The sequence below is a fragment of the Actinophytocola glycyrrhizae genome (genome assembly GCF_042653545.1).
Classification (GTDB): Bacteria; Actinomycetota; Actinomycetes; order Mycobacteriales; family Pseudonocardiaceae; genus Actinophytocola; species Actinophytocola glycyrrhizae.
This window is the reverse complement of sequence record NZ_JBHSIS010000020.1, coordinates 203,945-221,455: the sequence shown is the minus strand read 5'-3', so window position 1 is coordinate 221,455 and position 17,511 is coordinate 203,945. Positions and strand designations below refer to the sequence as shown.

At 72.3% G+C, this 17,511-nt stretch carries 20 protein-coding genes; 13 read left to right on the top strand and 7 right to left on the bottom strand.

Annotated features, from left to right (window positions below; translation table 11 throughout):
* Nucleotides 1–29: 29 nt before the first annotated feature.
* Together ACFPCV_RS29230 and nudC are read right to left on the bottom strand one after the other, a co-directional pair.
* The gene (locus ACFPCV_RS29230) at nt 30–788 is read right to left on the bottom strand and encodes a class I SAM-dependent methyltransferase (protein WP_378059594.1); all 759 of its coding nucleotides are present in this window, start codon (nt 786–788) and stop codon (nt 30–32) included.
* 2 nt (nt 789–790) lie between these two features.
* Entirely contained in the window at nt 791–1,639 is an 849-nt protein-coding gene (gene nudC, locus ACFPCV_RS29225; protein ID WP_378059593.1) for an NAD(+) diphosphatase, read from the bottom strand.
* Nucleotides 1,640–1,658: 19 nt separating this feature from the next.
* Here nudC and ACFPCV_RS29220 point away from each other — a divergent pair, with 19 nt between their 5' ends.
* The 6 genes from ACFPCV_RS29220 to ACFPCV_RS29195 all read left to right on the top strand — a co-directional run bounded on the left by ACFPCV_RS29220 (nt 1,659) and on the right by ACFPCV_RS29195 (nt 6,089).
* Entirely contained in the window at nt 1,659–1,892 is a 234-nt protein-coding gene (locus ACFPCV_RS29220) for a hypothetical protein (RefSeq protein ID WP_378059592.1), read from the top strand.
* A 53-nt stretch (nt 1,893–1,945) separates the two neighbouring features.
* Nucleotides 1,946–2,701, top strand: coding sequence for a 3-oxoacyl-ACP reductase FabG (fabG, locus tag ACFPCV_RS29215; RefSeq protein WP_378059591.1), 756 nt, complete (start codon nt 1,946–1,948; stop codon nt 2,699–2,701).
* Between the two features lie 11 nt (nt 2,702–2,712).
* A complete protein-coding gene (locus tag ACFPCV_RS29210; protein WP_378059590.1) occupies nt 2,713–3,165 on the top strand; it encodes a MaoC family dehydratase in 453 nt (150 codons plus the stop codon).
* Nucleotides 3,166–3,226: 61 nt separating this feature from the next.
* Nucleotides 3,227–4,399: an acyl-CoA dehydrogenase family protein gene (locus ACFPCV_RS29205; RefSeq protein WP_378059589.1), complete on the top strand. Its 1,173-nt coding sequence runs from the start codon at nt 3,227–3,229 to the stop codon at nt 4,397–4,399.
* Entirely contained in the window at nt 4,396–5,481 is a 1,086-nt protein-coding gene (locus tag ACFPCV_RS29200; RefSeq protein ID WP_378059588.1) for an acyl-CoA dehydrogenase family protein, read from the top strand. Before ACFPCV_RS29205 ends, ACFPCV_RS29200 begins: the two co-directional genes overlap by 4 nt.
* Nucleotides 5,478–6,089 carry a TetR/AcrR family transcriptional regulator gene (locus ACFPCV_RS29195; RefSeq protein ID WP_378059587.1) on the top strand — a complete coding sequence of 204 codons (612 nt, stop codon included), beginning with the start codon at nt 5,478–5,480 and terminating at the stop codon, nt 6,087–6,089. Before ACFPCV_RS29200 ends, ACFPCV_RS29195 begins: the two co-directional genes overlap by 4 nt.
* Here the strand turns inward: ACFPCV_RS29195 and ACFPCV_RS29190 are convergent.
* Nucleotides 6,077–6,859, bottom strand: a complete 783-nt coding sequence (locus ACFPCV_RS29190; RefSeq protein WP_378059586.1) for a DeoR/GlpR family DNA-binding transcription regulator — start codon at nt 6,857–6,859, stop codon at nt 6,077–6,079. The genes ACFPCV_RS29195 and ACFPCV_RS29190 overlap by 13 nt on opposite strands.
* A 42-nt stretch (nt 6,860–6,901) precedes the next feature.
* Between ACFPCV_RS29190 and ACFPCV_RS29185 the strand changes: the two genes are divergently transcribed.
* From ACFPCV_RS29185 to ACFPCV_RS29165, 5 genes are read left to right on the top strand one after another with little or no spacing between them, the layout of a single operon-like run.
* Nucleotides 6,902–7,804, top strand: a complete 903-nt coding sequence (locus ACFPCV_RS29185) for an ROK family protein (RefSeq protein ID WP_378059585.1) — start codon at nt 6,902–6,904, stop codon at nt 7,802–7,804.
* On the top strand, nt 7,801–8,715 hold the full coding sequence (locus ACFPCV_RS29180; RefSeq protein ID WP_378059584.1) for a 1-phosphofructokinase family hexose kinase: 915 nt from the start codon (nt 7,801–7,803) through the stop codon (nt 8,713–8,715). The genes ACFPCV_RS29185 and ACFPCV_RS29180 overlap by 4 nt, the downstream gene beginning before the upstream one ends.
* Nucleotides 8,696–9,526: a class II fructose-bisphosphate aldolase gene (locus ACFPCV_RS29175; RefSeq protein ID WP_378059583.1), complete on the top strand. Its 831-nt coding sequence runs from the start codon at nt 8,696–8,698 to the stop codon at nt 9,524–9,526. Before ACFPCV_RS29180 ends, ACFPCV_RS29175 begins: the two co-directional genes overlap by 20 nt.
* A 33-nt stretch (nt 9,527–9,559) precedes the next feature.
* Entirely contained in the window at nt 9,560–9,874 is a 315-nt protein-coding gene (locus tag ACFPCV_RS29170; protein ID WP_378059582.1) for an ArsR/SmtB family transcription factor, read from the top strand.
* Nucleotides 9,871–10,818, top strand: coding sequence for an SRPBCC family protein (locus ACFPCV_RS29165; protein ID WP_378059581.1), 948 nt, complete (start codon nt 9,871–9,873; stop codon nt 10,816–10,818). Before ACFPCV_RS29170 ends, ACFPCV_RS29165 begins: the two co-directional genes overlap by 4 nt.
* On the opposite strand, the gene ACFPCV_RS29160 is transcribed toward ACFPCV_RS29165, so the two are convergent.
* From ACFPCV_RS29160 to ACFPCV_RS29145, 4 genes are all read right to left on the bottom strand, one after another.
* On the bottom strand, nt 10,788–11,489 hold the full coding sequence (locus tag ACFPCV_RS29160; RefSeq protein WP_378059580.1) for a transporter substrate-binding domain-containing protein: 702 nt from the start codon (nt 11,487–11,489) through the stop codon (nt 10,788–10,790). The two genes, ACFPCV_RS29165 and ACFPCV_RS29160, sit on opposite strands and share 31 nt — an antisense overlap.
* 42 nt (nt 11,490–11,531) lie before the next feature.
* A complete protein-coding gene (locus ACFPCV_RS29155) occupies nt 11,532–12,779 on the bottom strand; it encodes an aspartate aminotransferase family protein (RefSeq protein WP_378059579.1) in 1,248 nt (415 codons plus the stop codon).
* A gap of 212 nt (nt 12,780–12,991) precedes the next feature.
* Complete coding sequence (locus tag ACFPCV_RS29150) at nt 12,992–13,633, bottom strand: MBL fold metallo-hydrolase (RefSeq protein WP_378059578.1); 642 nt, start codon at nt 13,631–13,633, stop codon at nt 12,992–12,994.
* A complete protein-coding gene (locus tag ACFPCV_RS29145; protein ID WP_378059577.1) occupies nt 13,630–14,736 on the bottom strand; it encodes an S-(hydroxymethyl)mycothiol dehydrogenase in 1,107 nt (368 codons plus the stop codon). Before ACFPCV_RS29145 ends, ACFPCV_RS29150 begins: the two co-directional genes overlap by 4 nt.
* 132 nt (nt 14,737–14,868) lie before the next feature.
* Here ACFPCV_RS29145 and ACFPCV_RS29140 point away from each other — a divergent pair, with 132 nt between their 5' ends.
* A complete protein-coding gene (locus ACFPCV_RS29140; protein WP_378059576.1) occupies nt 14,869–15,282 on the top strand; it encodes a VOC family protein in 414 nt (137 codons plus the stop codon).
* 159 nt (nt 15,283–15,441) lie between these two features.
* Nucleotides 15,442–17,331, top strand: a complete 1,890-nt coding sequence (locus ACFPCV_RS29135; RefSeq protein ID WP_378059575.1) for an ABC transporter ATP-binding protein — start codon at nt 15,442–15,444, stop codon at nt 17,329–17,331.
* Nucleotides 17,332–17,511 lie beyond the last annotated feature (180 nt).

Genomic DNA, 17,511 nt, shown 5'->3' with positions numbered 1-17,511 from the left:
GACCGTCTGAGGCCCCCGACGCCGGAACCTCAGGGTTTGCGGGCCTCGATGAGGAAGCGGGCGGTGTGCGCGACGAACGGTCCCTCGGCGGTGATCTTCTCGTGCAGTGCGCGGAGTTGTCGCCGGTAGGCCTCGACGGTGAAGCCGGGCACCATCCAGACCACCTTGCGCAGGAAGTAGACGACGGCGCCGATGTCGAAGAACTCGGTCCGCAGCCGGGCGGTGCGCAGGTCGACGACCTCCAGGCCGGCGGCCTCGGCCATGGCACGGGCGTCGTCCGGGTCGCGGTCGGTCCACGGCTGTGGCCCCAGGAAGTACTCGACCAGTTCGGCCACGCTCCGCTGCCCCACCTCCTGGGACAGGTAGGTGCCACCCGGCGCGAGGACCCTGGCGATCTCGGACCACCACGCGGCCACCGGATGGCGGCTCACCACGAGGTCGAAGGTGTCGTCCCGCAACGGGAACGGTGGCCGGCCCGCGTCGGCGACCACCGTCACGCCGCGGGGGTGGAGGTTGGCGGCGGCGCGGCGGCGGTTGGGTGGCCACGCCTCGGTCGCGATCGTCGTGGGGGCGAGCCCGGGTACGCCCGCCAGGACCTCACCGCCACCCGTCTGCACGTCCAGGGCCACCGTCGCGCGGGCCATGCGTTCGCCCATCATGCGCTGGTAGCCCCACGGCGGGCGTTCCTCGGTCGCGCGGCCCTCGAGCCAGGAGAAGTCCCAGCCATCGACGGAAACCGCCGCGGCCTCGGCGACCAGGTCGTCGAACGACGTCGGTGTCTGCGGCACGGTCACTCCGCCTCGGCGAGCCACGTGCCGACGAGGTGCGACTCGATCGAGTCCGGGCGGCTGTCGCCGAGTGCGCGGACCTCGGCGCGGGTGAACCAGCGGGCCTCGTCCAGTTCGTCGTGGTCGACGGCGACCGTGTCGGTGTCGGCCACGGCGCGGAAGCCGACCATCAGCCCCGACGGGAACGGCCACGCCTGCGACGCCTGGTAGGTCACCGCACGCACCCGCACCCCGGCCTCCTCCACCAACTCACGTCGCACCGCGTCCTCGAGGCTCTCCCCGATCTCCAGGAAACCGGCGAGCGTCGAGAACGCCGCCGACCCCCGGTGCCGCGCGAGCAGGCAACGCCGCCGGTCCGGAGCCTCCACCAGCATGATCACAGCGGGCTCGATGCGGGGAAAGTGCATTTTCCGGCAACCCCGGCACCGCAGGACGTGCCCGGCCTGCTCAGCCTCCGTCGCCGCGCCGCACGCGCCGCAGAAACGCTGGTTGCGGGTCCAGTGCAGCATGCCGCGCGCGTAGGCGAGGGTCGCGGCCTCCTGCTGGTCGAGCCCGGTGTACAGGCCCCTGATGTCGACGGCGGCGTCGGCACCCGTCTCCAGGACCGCATCGTCCTCGTCCACATCGGACAGGTCGACGGCGAACACCCCGACCGCGCCCGCACCGAGGAACACCGCCTCCCTGCGCGTCGCGGGCACGCTCACCGGCACGCCGTCCGCGACGAGGCAGCGGTCCCGCCAGAACGCGAGCACCCGGCCATCGGCGCGGGCCGAGGCCAGCCAGCCGGCGTCCCCGCGACGACCGCGGTCGAGGACAAGCCCGTTGTACGGCAGAGTGACGTTCGTCAGCACGCGTGCCACCCTAGGACCCATGGCGACGGACGATCCGAACTGTGCGGTGGCACACGGCGAGCACCAGGCACCACCCGAGGCCCGCACGCTGGTGGCCGTGTTCGCGTCCCCGGTGGCCGACGTGCTCCTGCGCTACGCAGGCGACCTCGGTTACCGCACGGTCCTCGTGAACCGGAACGCGGCCGCGTGTCGGCAAGCCGGGTGGCTTCGAGTTCTGACCCGGGCCATTGCCCACCTCGGGCGCACCGGGTAGCTTACTAAGCGCTTGCTTAGCTCGTTGCCGTCAGCGTTCGAAGGAGAACCCGCGTGACCCAGTCCCGTGTCGCGATCGTCACCGGTGCCGCTCGAGGGATTGGCGCCGCCGTCGCCAAGCGCCTCGCGAAGGACGGTTTCGCGGTCGGCGTCGTCGACCTCACCGAGGACAACTGCAAGGACACCGTCGCCGCCATCAAGGAGGCCGGTGGCACCGCGCTGGCCGTCGGGGCCGACGTGTCCAACGCCGAGCAGGTGACCGCGGCGGTCACCACGGTCGCCGACCGGCTCGGGGCGCCGACAGTACTCGTCAACAACGCGGGCATCCTGCGCGACAACCTGCTGTTCAAGATGTCCGAGGACGACTGGGACATGGTCATGAACGTGCACCTGCGCGGCGCGTTCCTGATGACGCGCGAGGTGCAGAAGTACCAGACGCAGGAAGGCTTCGGCCGCATCGTCAACCTGTCCAGCACCTCAGCGCTCGGCAACCGGGGCCAGGTCAACTACTCGGCCGCGAAGGCGGGCATGCAGGGCTTCACCAAGACCGTCGCGATCGAGCTCGGCAAGTTCGGGGTGACCGCCAACGCGATCGCGCCGGGGTTCATCGAGACCGACATGACCGCGGCCACCGCGGCGCGCGTCGGGGCCGAGTTCGACCAGTTCAAGGAGGCGGCCGCGGCCGCGATCCCGGTGCGGCGGGTCGGGCAGCCCGACGACATCGCCGCCCTCGCGTCGTTCCTGGTCAGCGAGGAGGCCGGGTTCGTGTCCGGCCAGGTGATCTACGTGGCCGGCGGGCCGCAGGACTGAGGGCGCCGACGATGCGTATCTTCGCCAGCCTCGACGAGTTCGCCGCCGCCAAGGGCGAGCAGCTCGGCCACGGCGCGTGGCACACCGTCACGCAGGAGCAGGTCGACCGGTTCGCCGACGCGACCGGCGACCACCAGTGGATCCACGTGGACGCCGAGAAGGCCGCGCAGGGCCCGTTCGGAGCCACCATCGCGCACGGGTACCTGACACTCTCCCTGATTCCCTTCCTGGGCAAGGAGATCTACCGCGTGGAGGGCATCACCATGGGCATCAACTACGGGCTCGGCAAGGTCCGGTTCCCTTCGGTGGTGCCGGTGGGCTCCCGCGTCCGCGCGGGTGCCGAGCTGATCGACCTGACCGACCGGCCGCAGGGCAAGCAGGCCACGCTGCGGTGGACCGTCGAGCTCGATGGCGGCGAGAAACCGGCCTGTGTCGCCGAGACGATTGTGGTGTATGTGCCATGAGCGGAGCTTGCGGAGCGAAAAATCACACCTCATGGCCGCTCGGAGCCTGCGAGGAGCGGCCATGAACGAGACGCGGCTGCGCGAGCTGACGCGCGAGTTCCTCAGCACCTGCGACCACACGACCATGGACCGGCTCGACTTCCTGCGGGCCAGGTTCGACGCCGGTCTCGCGTGGGTGCACTTCCCCACCGGGCTCGGCGGGCTCGACCTGCCGCGCGAAGCGCAGTCCGTCGTGGACGAGGAGCTGGCGGGCACGCCGGACAACGACCCGCGCCGCATCGGCATCGGGCTCGGCATGGCCGCGCCGACCATCCTCGCCTTCGGCACGCAGGAGCAGAAGCAGCGCTACCTGCGTCCGCTGTGGACCGGCGAGGAGGTGTGGTGCCAGCTGTTCTCCGAGCCGGGCGCCGGGTCCGACCTCGCCGCGCTGGGCACCAGGGCCGTCCGCGACGGTGCCGACTGGCTGATGACCGGGCAGAAGGTGTGGACGTCCAGTGCGCACACCGCCAGGTTCGCGATCCTCGTGGCGCGCCACGACCCGGACCTGCCCAAGCACGCCGGCCTCACGTACTTCGTCCTCGACATGACCGACCCCGGCGTCGAGGTCCGGCCACTGCGCCAGATCACCGGCGAGGCAGAGTTCAACGAGGTCTTCATGGACAACGCGCGGGTGCCGGACGCCAACCGGCTCGGCGCGGTCGGTGAGGGCTGGAAGGTCGCGCAGACCACGCTCATGAACGAGCGCGTCGCGATCGGCAGCCGCCCCGCGCCCCGCGACGGCGGCATGTCCGGTGTGGTGGCGCAGACGTGGCGGGACCACCCGGAGAACCACAGCCCGGAGCTGCACGACCGGCTGCTCGAACTGTGGACGCGGTCGGAGGCGTTGCGGCTGGCCGGTATCCGGTTGCGCCAGCAGCTCGCCGAGGGCGCACCGGGGCCGGAGGGCTCCGCGATGAAACTGGCGTTCGCTGAGCTGGCGCAGGCGCTGACGGGCCTGGAGCTGGAGCTGCTCGGCGACGACGGCCTCCGCTACGACGACTGGACGCTGCGCCGCCCGGACAAGGTGGACTTCACGGGCCGGGAGGCGGGTTACCGCTACCTGCGGGCCAAGGGCAACTCGATCGAGGGCGGCACGTCGGAGGTGCTGCGCAACATCATCGCCGAGCGCGTGCTCGGACTCCCCGCCGAGCCGCGCACCGACACCAAGGTCGCCTGGAAGGACCTGCCGCGATGAACCTGCTCTACACCGACATCGAGGACGACCTGCGGGCGAGTGTCAAGGACCTGCTGTCCGCCCGCGCCACCCCCGCCGGCGTGCTCGCCCGCTGCGAGACCGGCGAGCCGTACGACCTCGACCTGTGGCGCAGGCTCACCGAGCTGGGTGTGGCGTCGCTGCACGTGCCGGAGGAGCTCGGCGGGCAGGGCGCGTCGACCCGCGAGGTCGCGGTGGTCATGGAGGAGCTCGGCCGGTTCGTCGCGCCGGTGCCGTTCCTCGGCAGCGCGGTACTCGCCACCACCGCGCTGCTCGGCTGCAAGCCGAGCGACGAGGTGCGGGCACTGCTGGCCGCCATCGGTTCCGGCGAGCAGATCGCGACGCTCGCGGTTTCCCTCGCCACGGCGCCGGGTTCGACCGTGCCGGACGCGATCCGTTCCGACAGCGGACTTTCCGGCCGGGTCCGCTCGGTGGCCGACGCGCTGGCCTCGGACGTGTTGCTGGTTCCTGCCCAGGGCACGAACGGGCTGGAGCTGTACGCCGTTCCCGTTGCCCAGCAAGGGGTCGAGGTCACCCCGGTCACGTCGCTGGACCTGACGCGCCCGATCGCGGACGTCACGCTCGACGGCGCCACCGGCACGCTGCTGGCCGGCCCGGAGGCCGCGGAGTCCGCTGTGGACGGTGCGCTGTGGACGGCGGCGGGCCTGCTCGCGTCCGAACAGCTCGGGGTCGCGGAGTGGTGCCTCACCACGACGGTGGCCTACCTCAAGGACCGCAACCAGTTCGGCCGCCCGGTCGGTTCGTTCCAGGCGCTGAAGCACCGGCTGGCCGACATCTGGAGTGACCTGGTGCTGGCCCGCGCAGCGGCCCGCAACGCGGCAGACGACCCCGGTCAGCTGTCGGCGAGCGTCGCACAGTCGCTGTGCTCGACGGTGGCGGTGCACGCGGCGGAGGAGTGCGTGCAGCTGCACGGCGGCATCGGCATGACGTGGGAGCACCCGGCGCACCTGTACCTGAAGCGCGCGAAGGCCGACTCGATCGCGCTCGGCACCGCGGGACGGCACCGGCAGCTGCTGGCACCGCACGCCGACATCCTCTCGTGACCCGACCTCTCCCCGAGGACCTGTGGCCGGACGTGCGGCCGGACGCCGCACGCAGGCTGATGGCGGCCGCCGTCGAGTCGTTCGCGTCGCGTGGCTACCACGCCACGACGACGCGGGACATCGCGACGGCGGCCGGCATGTCCCCCGCCGCGCTGTACGTGCACTTCCCGGCGAAGTCCGCGGTGTTGTTCGCGATCAGCCGCAGCGGCCACGCCCGCACCCTGGCGATGGTCGAGAACACCATCGCCGAGCACGCGGACCCGGTCGACGCGATGCGCACGCTGGTGGAGCGGTTCGTCGCGTGGCACGCGCAGCGGCACGTGGTGGCACGGGTGGTCCAGCACGAGCTGGACGCGCTGCCGGCGCAGGAGTACCAGGTGGTGGTGGACCTGCGCCGCCGCACGGAGAGCCTGGTCCGCGAGGTGATCACCCGGGGTGCCGAGTCGGGCGCGTTCACCGTCCCGGACGTGCGCACCGCGGCCCGCGCCGTGCTGTCGCTCGGCATCGACGTGGCCCGCTGGTACTCCCCGGCGAGCAAACCGTCGCCGACGGTGCTCGGCAAGCAGTACGCGGAGCTGGTCCTCCGCATGCTCGGCTACACGAGCTGAACCGTCACGCCCTCGGCCTCGAACGCGGCCACCACCTCGGCTGGCGCGGCGTCGTCGGTGATCAGGGTGTCGATCTCGGCGGTCGCGCAGATGCGGGCGAACGCGTGCCCGCCCAGCTTGGAGCTGTCCGCGGTGACCACGATCCGGCGGGCGCGTCCGGCCATCAGCCGGTTGATGCTCGCCTCGCCCTCGTGGTGGGCGTAGGCGCCGAGCGCCGGGTCGACCGCGTCCACGCCGAGGAACACCAGGTCCATCGTGATCTCGTCGAGGACGCGGGTGGCCAGCGGCCCGGACAGCTCGAACGACGCCGGGCGGGCCACCCCGCCGGTCACGACGATCTTGACGTGCGGGCGCACCGCCAGCTCGCTCGCGATGTTCAGCGCGTTGGTCACCACGGTCAGCGTCGGCTCGTCGGCGCCGTTGCGCTCCGGCAGCACCGCGAGCGCACGCGCCACCTCGGTGGTCGTGGTGCCGCCGTTCAGCCCCACCACGCTCCCCCGCGCCACCAGCGCGGCGCCACCGCGGCCGATGCGTTCCTTCTCCGCGGCGTGCCGTGCCGTCTTGTACCGCAGCGGCAGGTCGTAGGCCACGTTGTTGGTGACCGCGCCACCCCTGGTCCTGGTGAGCAACTGCTGGTCGGCGAGGTGGTCGAGGTCGCGGCGGATCGTCGCGGCGGAGACGGTCAGCTCCTCGGCGAGGTCGTCCACGTCGACCTTGCCGCGCTGCCCGAGCAGGTCCAGCAGGGTGCTCAGCCGTTCGTAGCGATCCACATGATGCAATGTAAACCCCTCACTACCTGGGAAGGCGGTGGCATGGACCGGCTCGTCGCGGCCATCGACATCGGCGGCACGTCGATCAAGTCGGCCCTCGTGGCCGAGGACCTGCACGTGGTGCACACGTTGCGCACCCCGACGCGGCGGGTCGGCGGTGCCGTGGACGTCGCCCAGATCGTCGAGCTGATCGACGAGCTGCGCGGCAGGGCAGGAGAGGCGCCCGTCGTCGGGGTCGGCGTCGCGGCGCCGGGGATCATCGACGAGCGGCTCGGCATCGCGCGGGCCGCGGTCAACCTCGGCTGGCGGGACCTGCCGCTGCGCGACCGGCTCACCGAGGCGGCCGGCATCCCGGTCGCGCTGGGGCACGACGTGCGGACCGGCGGGCTGGCCGAGTTCACCGTCGGCGCGGCGACCGGGGTGCGGAACGCGATGTTCATGCCGATCGGCACCGGGATCGCGGCGGCCGTGCTCGTCGACGGGCACCGGCTCGACGCGGACGGGTACGCGGGCGAGATCGGCCACATCGTCGTCGACCCCGGCGGGCAGGTGTGCGGGTGCGGCACCCTCGGCTGCCTGGAGACCGTCGCGTCGGCCGCGTTCATCGCCCGCAACTACAGCGAACGCAGCGGGAAGGACGTCGACCGGGCCGCCGACGTGGCCGCCGCGGTCGTGGCCGGTGAGCCGGACGCGGTCGCGGTGTGGGCGCGGGCCGTCGACGGGCTCGCCGCGGCGCTCACGACCGCGATCACGTTGCTGGCGCCGGAGGTCATCGCGATCGGCGGCGGGCTGTCCGAGTCGGGCGACACGCTGATGAAGCCACTGCGCGCGGCACTGGAGGGACGGCTCGCGTTCCAGCGGGTGCCGCGGCTCGTGCGTGCCAGGCTCGGCGACAACGCGGGCTGCATCGGCGCCGGCATCCTCGCGTGGCGGGCGGCGGCATGATACTGACGGTCACGCTGAACGCCGCGCTCGACGTCACCTACCAGGTGCCCGCGCTGCGGGTCGGGCACACCAACCGGCCCACCGCCGCCGACGTCCGCGCCGGCGGCAAGGGCGTCAACGTCGCGCGGGTCCTGCACGCACTCGGCCACGAGACCATGGTGACCGGGCTGGTCGGCGGAGACACCGGCGCCGCGATCCGCGCCGACGTGCTCCTCGCCGGGCTGCGGGAGGCGCTGTTCGACATGGCGGGCCCGTCCCGGCGCACCGTCACCATCGTGTCGGACGGCACCGCCACCGCGGTGAACGAGCCCGGCCCTGCGGTGTCCATTTCGGACTGGGCGGACTTCGTCGGCGGCTACCACGCGCTCGCGGCCCGCGCGTCGGTGGTCGTGCTGTCGGGCAGCCTGCCGCCCAACCTGCCCGACGACGCGTACGCACAGCTGATCCGCGCCACGCCCGGCACCCCGGTCATCCTCGACACGGCCGGCCCCGCGCTGCTCGCCGGCCTCGCCGCGCGCCCGGCCGTGGTGAAACCGAACGTCCACGAGCTGACCGAGGTGACCGGGCTCGACGACCCCCTCGCCGCGGCGCGGGCACTGCTCGACCGCGGTGCGGGCGCTGTCGTCGCCTCGCTCGGCCCCGAGGGCCTGGTCGCCGTGACCGAGCGGGGTTCCTGGCGGGTGCGCGTGCCGGAGGAGCTGCACGGAAACCCCACCGGGGCAGGAGATGCGTGCGTGGCGGCGCTCGCCGCCGGGCACCTGCTCGACTGGCCGGACCGGCTCGCGGAGGCGGCGGCGGTCTCGGCCGCCGCGGTCCCCTGCCCGCTCGCGGGCGACATCGACCCCGACACGTACACACGGCTGCGCCCGACCACCACCGTGGAGGCATTGGATGCTCACGCCGACCGCTGACCTCGTCACCGCCGCACGCGCGGCGGGCCGGGGTGTCGGCGCGTTCAACGTGATCCAGCTGGAGCACGCCGAAGCGCTCGTCGCGGGCGCCGAGAAGGCCGGTGCGCCGGTCGTGCTGCAGATCAGCGAGAACGCCGTGAAGTACCACGGTGCGCTGGAACCGTTGGCACAGGCCACCTTGGCGGTCGCCAGGTCCTGCGCCGCGCCGGTCGCCGTGCACCTCGACCACGCCACGGACGTCGCGCTCGTGCGGCACGCCGTGCAGCTCGGGTTCGGGTCGGTCATGTACGACGCGTCCGCCATGTCCTATGTGGACAACGTGGCGGCGACGACGGCCGTGGTGCGGCACTGCCACGAACGCGGCGTGTACGTCGAGGCGGAGCTGGGCGAGGTCGGCGGAAAGGACGGGGTGCACGCACCGGGCGCGCGCACCGACCCGGACGAGGCGGCCGCCTACGTGGCGGCCACCGGCGTCGACGCGCTGGCCGTCGCGGTCGGCACCTCGCACGCGATGCTGACCAGGGACGCGACCGTCGACTTCGGACTGATCGAGCGGCTGCGCGCGACCGTGCCGGTGCCGCTGGTGCTGCACGGCTCGTCCGGGGTGGCCGACGACGACCTGCGCCGCGCGGTCGAGGCCGGGATGACGAAGGTCAACATCGCCACCCAGCTGAACAAGGCGTTCACCGCCGCGGTCCGCGCACACCTGGCCGCCGACCCGGCCGTGGTGGACACGCGGCGCTACCTCGGTGCCGGCCGGGAGGCGGTGGCGGCCGAGGTGGCGCGGCTGCTCGGCGTTCTCGGCGCTTGACACTCTATATGCCCACTGGTCTATATTCCACTTATGGCATCAACATTCGAGGTGCTGGCCGAGCCACGCCGCCGGGAGATCCTCGACCTCCTGCGGGACGGCGAACGGCTGGTCGGCGACCTGGTCGACCGGCTGGCACTGGCGCAGCCGACGGTGTCCAAGCACCTGAAGGTGCTGCGGAGCGCGGGCCTGGTCGAGGTCCGCCAGGACGCGCAGCGGCGCTGGTACCGCCTGCGCCCGGCACCACTCGCGGAGGTCGACGCGTGGCTCGCACCGTATCGTCGCATGTGGACGGACAGTCTGGACGCCCTCGAACGTCACCTCGACGCGATGGAAGAGGACTCATGAGCGACGCGACACTGCACACGGTCAACGGGGAGCCGACGCTGCGGTTCGAACGGCGGCTGCGGCACTCACCCGCGAAGGTCTGGCGGGCGGTCACGGACCCGGCCGAGCTGGCGCACTGGTTCCCGGCGGCGGTCGAGGCACAGCTGCGCCCCGGCGCCCCGATGCGGTTCACCTTCCCGGAGGAGGCCGTGGTCGACAGCGAGTGGGACGGCGAGGTGCTCGAGGTCGACGAGCCTAGGGTGTTCATGTTCCGGTGGAGCGCCGACGTACTGCGGATCGAGCTGATCCCCGACGGCGACGGGTGCCGCCTCGTGTTCACCCAGACGATCGGCGGCGGGCAGGTCGGTCTCCTGGGCGCCGGCCGCACGGCCGCGGGCTGGGACACGTGCCTCGACACCCTGGTCGCCCGGCTCGACGGCACCTCCGCGCCGGAAGGGTCCGACTGGCTTCCGCCCATGGAGCACTACATCCGGAAGTTCGGCCTCGGCGAGGGAACGGCGACCACCACCGGCGACGGGTGGGAGCTGCGATTCGCCCGTGACCTGGTGTGGAAGCCACCGGCCGACGTGTGGCAGGTGCTGACCGACGGCACCGTCGGGGAGAAGCCACCCGTCCAGGCCACGAACGGGATCGTGCCTGCCGGGCGGGTGGTCCGGGCGCAGGCGCCGAAGGTCCTGGCGTACGAGTGGCTCCACGACGGCGAGCCCGCGGGCACGGTCCGGTGGGAGCTGTTCTCCGACCAGGAGCTGGGGGTGCGGGTCGAGCTGACGCAGACGGTGCCCGCCCACCTCGGCGAGGTCCTGCCGCAGGCGATGGCCGCGTGGCACCTGCAGCTGGAGCTGTTCTTCGCCGCCATCATGGGCGAGGTGCGCTGCGCCTGGTCTGCGGACCGGATCACCGAACTGACCAAGCACTACGCGGGCGCGACCAGGTCGTCGGCCTGACCCGCGCGCCGGAGCGCTGCGGCGACGAAGCCACTCGCCTTCAGCTCCTCGATCGCCTCGGACAGGTACCGGACGGTTTCCGGTGACCGGTCCCTGGTGGTGCCGAGCGCCTGCCGGATCTCCATGAACCTCGGCTCCACCAGCCGCAGCTCCGGATGGCCTGCGACGTACTGGGTCAGCGGCTGCCGCACCCCCGCCACCGCGTCGAGGCCCTGGTCGCGGAACGCGGTGATCCCGTCCTCGCCGCGCACCAGGGTGGCGTGCCGGAGCGTGCGGGTGAGGTAGAGGTCGTAGGCCGACCCCTTGTTCACCCCGATCCGCACGCCCGGCCGGTCCATCCCGTCCGGTGTGGTGACCGCCGAGTCCGCCCGCACCGCGTACACGCCCTCGATCAGCACGTACGGCGCGGTGAACGCGACCTGCTCGGCCCGCTTCTGCTCGATGGCGAGGAAGCAGATGTCGGCCCGGCCGCTGGTCATCGCCTCGAACGACTTGCGAGCGGCGTCGAACGCCACCAGCTCCACCGGCACGCCCAGCCGGGTGCCCAGCTCACGCGCGATGTCGACGGTGACACCACTCGGCGCGTCGGGGCTGCCCTGCGCCAGCACGGGGTTGCCCAGGTTGATCGACGCACGCAGGACGCCGGTCGGCGCCAAGTCCTCGGTGATCACCACAGCAGCATGTCAACGTGGATGATCGCTCCGCAAGTTCGCTCAGACCGCCGCGAGGGCCTCCCGCCACAGCGCCAGGCCCTCGTCGATCTGGTCGGCGGTCACCACCAGCGGCGGGATCATCCGCACCACGTTGCCCGCCGCGCCGCAGGTCAGGAGCAGCAGCCCGGCCGAGGACGCCGCCTGCTGGACCCTGGCCGCCGCCGCCGCGTCCGGTTCGCCGTCCTTGCCGACGAACTCGTTGCCCAGCATGAGACCGAGGCCGCGCACGTCACCGATGACGGGCACGTCCGCCGCCACCTTCGCGAGCCCCTCACGCAGCCGCGCACCCTGCCTCGCCGCGTTCTCGACCAGGCCCTCGGACTGGACGACGTCGAGGGTGGCGATCGCCGCCGCGCACGCGACCGCGTTGCCGCCGTAGGTGCCGCCCTGCGACCCCGGCCACGCCTTGGCCATCAGGTCGGCGGGCGCGGCGATGGCCGACAGCGGGAACCCGCTGGCCAGGCCCTTCGCGGTGATCAGCACGTCCGGGCGGACGTCGAAGTGGTCGTGACCCCAGAACCGGCCGGTGCGGCCGAACCCGGTCTGGACCTCGTCGACCACGAGCAGGATGCCGTGCTTGTCGGCCCGCTCCCGCAGCCCGCGCATGAACGCGCTGTTGGCGGGCACGTACCCGCCCTCGCCGAGCACCGGCTCGACGAAGAACGCGGCCGTCTCGGCGGGCGAGGTCATCGTCTGCAGCGTGTAGTCCAGCTCGCGCAGCGCGAACCTCGTCGCCTCCTCCTCGCTCCAGCCGTAGCGGTAGGCCGTCGGGAACGGCGCGACCACCACCCCGCCCATGAGCGGCGCGAACCCGGCGCGGAACTTGGTCGCCGACGTGGTCATCGACGCCGCGCCGATCGTGCGGCCGTGGAACGAACCGTGGAAGACCACCACGTTCGGCCTGCCGGTGGCGTGCCGGGACAACCGCAGCGCCGCCTCGACCGCCTCGCTGCCCGAGTTCACGAAGAACAACGAGTCCAGGCCCTGCGGCAGCACCTCGGACAGCCGCTCCGACAGCGTGAGCAGCGGCCGGTGCATGACCGTCGTGTACTGGCCGTGGATCAGCTTCCCGGCCTGCTCGCGGACGGCCTCGACCACGCGCGGATGGCAGTGCCCGGTGCTGGTCACGCCGATACCGGCGGTGAAGTCCAGATACCGGCGCCCGTCCTCGCCGTAGAGGTACACGCCCTCGCCGTGCTCGGCGAGCACGGGCGTCGCCTGCTTGAGGAGGGGGGACAACTCAGCCATCAGCTCACCTTCCGTGGATTGTCAACAATCCTACGGACGGGCGGGGCAGGTGGCTACCCTTCCTTCACCGCCTGCAGGGTGAAGCTCGCGGCCAGGCTCCTCGACCTGGTGGTCGATCGCCACTCCCCCGCTCGTCCCAGTCCGCCCTGTTGATCGCCACGTAGTCCACGGGCGGGGCAGTGCCAGAGCGGCACGTGGCGCGGGAACCGATTTCAGTGGCCCCGCGCGATCCACTCCTCCAGGTGCGGCGCCTCGGCGCCGATCGTCGTGTCGTCGCCGTGACCGGTGTGCACGACCGTCTCGTCCGGCAGCGTGAGGAGCTTGTCCCGGATGGACCCGACGATCGTCGGGAAGTCCGAATGGGACCGGCCGGTCGCGCCGGGGCCACCCTGGAAGAGGGTGTCACCGGTGAACACGACCCCCAGGTCGGGGACGTGGAAGCACACCGCGCCGGGCGCGTGGCCAGGGGTGTGGAGCACCCGGACCTCGGTGCCGCCGACGCGCAGGACGTCCCCGTCGGACAACGTGTCGGCTGGACGGGCCTCGTCGTGCGCGAGGCGCCACAGCACGTCGTCGGCCGGGTGCAGCAGGACCGGCGCACCGACCAGTTCCGCCAGCGCAGGCGCGGCGTTCACGTGGTCGTCGTGCGCGTGGGTGCACGCGATGGCCAGCACCTCCCGGTCCCCCACCGCCTTCGCGATCGCGCTCGCGTCGTGGGCGGCGTCGATCACCAGCACCTGCTCGTCGTCGCCGAGGAGCCAGACGTTGTTGTCGACCTCCCACGAGCCACCGTCGAGGTTGAAGGTGCCGGACGTGACGACCTTCTCGACCCGCGTCGTCGCATCGATGGTCACTGCGCACCCTCCGTTCCGGAGAACACCACTACCGAGCGCAGCACGTCGCCGTGGTGCATCTTGGTGAACGCGTCCTCGACCTCGTCGAGCGCGATGGTCTCGGTGACGAACGCGTCGAGGTCCAGGCGGCCCTGCTGGTAGAGGTCGACGAGGTAGGGGAAGTCGCGGGAGGGCAGGCAGTCGCCGTACCAGCTGGACTTGAGCGACCCGCCGCGCGAGAAGAAGTCGATCAGCGGCATGTCGAGGCGCATGTCCGGCGTCGGCACCCCGACCAGCACGACGGTGCCCGCGAGGTCGCGCGCGTAGAAGGCCTGCTTCCAGGTCTCCGGCCGCCCGACCGCCTCGATCACGACGTCCGCGCCGAACCCGCCGGTCAGATCAGCCACCGCCTCGACCACGTCGCCCTGGCCCGCGTTGATGGTGTGGGTGGCGCCGAAGCCCTTGGCCCAGGCCAGTTTCCGGTCGTCGAGGTCGATCGCGATGATCTTCGTGGCACCGGCGAGCTTCGCGCCGGCGACCGCCGCGCTGCCGACCCCGCCGCAGCCGATCACCGCGACGCTGTCGCCCCTGGTGACCCCGCCGGTGTTCACCGCGGCGCCGATCCCGGCCATGATCCCGCACCCGAGCAGCCCGACCGCGGCGGGCGAGGCGGACGGGTCGACCTTCGTGCACTGTCCGCTGTGGACCAGCGTCTTCTCGGCGAACGCGCCGATGCCGAGTGCCGGCGAGAGCGCGGTGCCGTCGGTGAGCGTCATGGGCTGGGACGCGTTGAACGTGGAGAAGCAGTACCAGGGGCGCCCGCGCAGGCAGGCGCGGCAGGTGCCGCAGACGGCGCGCCAGTTGAGGATGACGAAGTCGCCCGGTTCGAGGTCGCTCACCCCGTCGCCGACGGCCTCGACGACCCCGGCGGCCTCGTGCCCGAGCAGGAAGGGGTACTCGTCGTTGATCCCGCCCTCGCGGTAGTGCAGGTCGGTGTGACAGACCCCGCAGGCCTGGACCTTGACGACCGCCTCACCCGGGCCGGGATCCGGCACGACGACCGTCGCGATCTCGACCGGAGCACCCTTCGACCGGGCGATGACGCCCCGAACCTCCTGAGCCATGTGCCACCTTCCATGCGCTGATGTGTATGAGTACTTCTACCAGCCCCGGCCCCGGCGCGCGGGTGGGGAATTCTCGCGGACAACCGGAATTCGCGGACAGGACCTGACCGCGGCCTCTGCCAGCCTGGTCCCATGATCACCTTGCACCCGTACTTCAGCTATGTGGCCGCCGAGGAAGCACTGACCTGGCTGGCGGAGGCGTTCGGCTTCGAGACCACCATGCGCTGGGACGACGACACCGGCGTGGCCCACGCGGAACTACGCCTCGGCGACGCGGCGATCATCGTGTTCGGCGACGCGGGCCAGGGCTATGACCGCGTGCACCCGAAGGCCGACGACGCGGCGGGCCACGGCACCTACCTGACGGTCGCGGACGACGCGGCGGTCGACGCCGTGTGGGCACGTGCCATCGCCGCGGGCGCCGTGCCGGTGTGGAAGCCGGAGAGCACCGAGTGGGGCAACTACCGCTGCCGCGTCCGCGACCCGGAGGGCTACGAGTGGACCTTCGGCACCCACAAACCAGGCGAACCGGCCGGCGACTGGTAGTCCGCGATCACCTGACCGGCGGCGCCCCGGAAGGCGCGTTCGCGGACCCGGCACTGCCCAGAAGGACGCTTCCGGGACACTCGGCGACGGCAATGCGTCGTTCCGGGCATGCGGATCCGGTCCGGGAAATTGTCGGTGCCGTGCGCGAACATTCGCGCCATGGGCGACAACGAGGCGCGACCGCTGATCGGCATGGACGGCATCGCCGCCCCGAAATGGGCCGCGTCGGACCGGGCGGCTGCCGACGCGACCTGGTGGCAGACGGTCCGTTCGGTGCCCGCCGCGGTGGCCACCGTGGCCCGGTACTCGTGGCAGGCCTCCCGGCGGCTGACGATCCTCGCGGCGGTGCTGCACGTGCTGTCCGGGTGCGTCACCGCGTTCGGCCTGCTGGCCACGGCCGACGTGCTGAGCACGCTGCTGGAGCGGGGGCCGACTCCCGACCGGGTGGTCGCGTCGCTGCCGTCGATCGCGCTGCTGGCGGGGGCGTACTCGCTGCGTGCCCTGCTGGACGCGGCGGTCTCGCTGGTGCAGGGCATGCTGACCCCGTACGTCGAGGTGGCCGCGCGCGACCAGATGCACCGGGCGGTGCTCGACGTGGAGGCGGCCGCGTTCGACGACGCCGACTTCCGGGACCTGGTGCGGCAGGGCGGTGAGCGCGGCGCGAACGCCATCCGCAGCTCCACCCAGGGGGTGGCCGACGTCCTGTCCTCCGTGGTGTCGGTGGTCGCGGCCATGGCCACGGTCGCCTTCTTCAGCGGCTGGCTGCTGCCCGCGATGCTGCTCGCCGCCGGGGTGGACGCGTGGGCGGCGATGCGTGCCGCGAAGCTGAGCTACGGGTCGTTCCTGCACATGGTCACCCGCGACCGGCAGCAGTGGGTGATCAGCGAGCTGATCACCCGGCGCGACGCGGCGGTCGAGGTGCGGGCGTTCACCGCGCAGCCGACGCTGCTCGCCGAGTACCGCAGGGTCGCGGCGATCCTCGCGGCCGAGACGGTCCGGGTGGAGCGGCGGCAGACGTGGATCCAGCTGGCCGGGCGGTCGGCGGCCGGGGTCGGCACCGCGCTGGCCTACGTGGTGCTCGGGTGGCTGCTGTACGTCGAGTCGATGCCACTCGCGCTGGCCGGCGCCGCCGTGGTCGCGATGCGCACCGGGTCCACCGCGCTGAGAAACACGATGTACCAGGTGAACCGGTTGTACGAACAAAGCTTCCACATCGACCTGTTCCGCAGGCTGCTGACCGAGGCGACGACCAGGCGCGGCCCGGAGCCGGTGTCGCAGGCGCCTGCCAACCCGGCCACGATCGAGCTGCGGGACGTCTCCTTCACCTACCCCGGCCAGGACTCCCCCGCCGTGAGCGAGGTGTCGCTGAAGATCCGGCGGGGCGAGGTGATCGCGCTCGTCGGGGAGAACGGGTCGGGCAAGTCGACGCTGGGCAGGCTGATCACCGGCCTGTACCGGCCCGGCGAGGGGCAGGTGCTGTGGGACGGCACGGACATCGCCACCGCGCACCGGCACACCGTGCACTCGCAGGTCTCGGTCATCACCCAGGAACCGCTGCGCTGGCCGGTGACCGCCGCCGACAACATCCGGATCGGCCGCCTGGAGCGCGACGGCCGCGACGGCACGCTGTGGACCGGGCACGCGGCGACCTCCGGCGCGGACGAGGTGATCGAGGCGTTGCCACGCAAGGAGAACACGATCCTGTCGCGACTGTACGAGGAGGGCAAGGACCTCTCCGGTGGGCAGTGGCAGCGGCTGTCGGTGTCGCGGGGCTCCTACCGGGACGCGCCGGTGCTGGTGGCCGACGAGCCGACCGCTGCGCTCGACGCCAGGGCCGAGGCCAAGGTGTTCGACGCGTTGCGGACGGCCAGCCGCGGCGAGCGGACCACGGTGCTGGTCACCCACCGCCTCGCCAGCGTGCGCCACGTGGACCGGATCGTCGTCCTCGAACACGGCCGGATCACCGAGGACGGCACCCACGACGAGCTGATGGCCCTCGGCGGCCTGTACGCCGAGCTGTACTCCCTCCAGGCCGCGGCCTACCGCTGACCACCACGCACCAGGTGCGGCCGGTCGTGCACCAGCTCACCGGCGTGGCCAGGGCCGGGCGTGGCCAGGACGGTGTACCAGGGCATCCGGAGCCCGGCCACGCCGCGTGCCGGTGACCCACTCTTCTGGAACGGTCCAGACGCGATCGGGGCGGAACGCTGCTCCAGCCGGGTGGCTGTG

Bases quoted from the DNA above. Each gene is read 5' to 3' on its own strand.
- ACFPCV_RS29220 (WP_378059592.1), top strand. From the start codon at position 1,659: ATGGCGACGGACGATCCGAACTGTGCGGTGGCACACGGCGAGCACCAG.
- ACFPCV_RS29210 (WP_378059590.1), top strand. From the start codon at position 2,713: ATGCGTATCTTCGCCAGCCTCGACGAGTTCGCCGCCGCCAAGGGCGAG.
- ACFPCV_RS29205 (WP_378059589.1), top strand. From the start codon at position 3,227: ATGAACGAGACGCGGCTGCGCGAGCTGACGCGCGAGTTCCTCAGCACC.
- ACFPCV_RS29200 (WP_378059588.1), top strand. From the start codon at position 4,396: ATGAACCTGCTCTACACCGACATCGAGGACGACCTGCGGGCGAGTGTC.
- ACFPCV_RS29185 (WP_378059585.1), top strand. From the start codon at position 6,902: ATGGACCGGCTCGTCGCGGCCATCGACATCGGCGGCACGTCGATCAAG.
- ACFPCV_RS29180 (WP_378059584.1), top strand. From the start codon at position 7,801: ATGATACTGACGGTCACGCTGAACGCCGCGCTCGACGTCACCTACCAG.
- ACFPCV_RS29175 (WP_378059583.1), top strand. From the start codon at position 8,696: ATGCTCACGCCGACCGCTGACCTCGTCACCGCCGCACGCGCGGCGGGC.
- ACFPCV_RS29170 (WP_378059582.1), top strand. From the start codon at position 9,560: ATGGCATCAACATTCGAGGTGCTGGCCGAGCCACGCCGCCGGGAGATC.
- ACFPCV_RS29165 (WP_378059581.1), top strand. From the start codon at position 9,871: ATGAGCGACGCGACACTGCACACGGTCAACGGGGAGCCGACGCTGCGG.
- ACFPCV_RS29155 (WP_378059579.1), bottom strand. From the start codon at position 12,779: ATGGCTGAGTTGTCCCCCCTCCTCAAGCAGGCGACGCCCGTGCTCGCC.
- ACFPCV_RS29145 (WP_378059577.1), bottom strand. From the start codon at position 14,736: ATGGCTCAGGAGGTTCGGGGCGTCATCGCCCGGTCGAAGGGTGCTCCG.
- ACFPCV_RS29140 (WP_378059576.1), top strand. From the start codon at position 14,869: ATGATCACCTTGCACCCGTACTTCAGCTATGTGGCCGCCGAGGAAGCA.
- ACFPCV_RS29135 (WP_378059575.1), top strand. From the start codon at position 15,442: ATGGGCGACAACGAGGCGCGACCGCTGATCGGCATGGACGGCATCGCC.